Genomic DNA, 506 nt, shown 5'->3' on the forward strand with positions numbered 1-506 from the left:
CCTTCTCTTAATTTCGTCTCGTTAACTGGTCGTTTTTGATCCAAAAGAGATTGAAGTTCAAAGGTTGCTTTACCAAAGTCTTTATGTTTCCGATGTCCAAACTTTGCGTTATACTCGGTAATATAACAATAGACTGCTTTTTCCAGAGAGGCTTCATGGGGAAACTGTTCCTTAACTTTCGTTCTTTTCTTCAATTGTTTATTGAAGGCCTCTGATAGTTTGTTGGTATAAAGGGATGCCCATATCTCCTTGGGAAAATGCATAAATGAGAAAAGATTCTTTTTTAGTCTCAATTGTTCAGCCAACTTTGGATAAGTCGCTCCCCAGGTCTGGATGAATTCATTGAGTAGTCGAGTGGCTTCTACGATACTACTGGCTTTAGGAACTTTTTTTAGTGACGCTAACACTTCTTGACGGTTCTTCAAACGGACTTTCATGGAGACATGTCTCAGTAAGTGTGTCCAACAAGATGGATGAAGGGCCATCGGAAACTCATTAGTCAGGGC

The 506-nt window shown here is 39.9% G+C and carries 1 protein-coding gene; it reads right to left on the reverse strand.

The genetic code is table 11. The features are described 5' to 3' along the window. Window positions 1-485, reverse strand: a 485-nt coding sequence (locus ACQV2G_RS09185) for a transposase (RefSeq protein ID WP_428876658.1), incomplete at its 3' end; no start/stop codon positions are given. Window positions 486-506: the final 21 nt, after the last annotated feature.

This window comes from Facklamia sp. P12955 (assembly GCF_050409565.1).
In the GTDB taxonomy this organism is placed as follows: domain Bacteria; phylum Bacillota; class Bacilli; order Lactobacillales; family Aerococcaceae; genus Facklamia.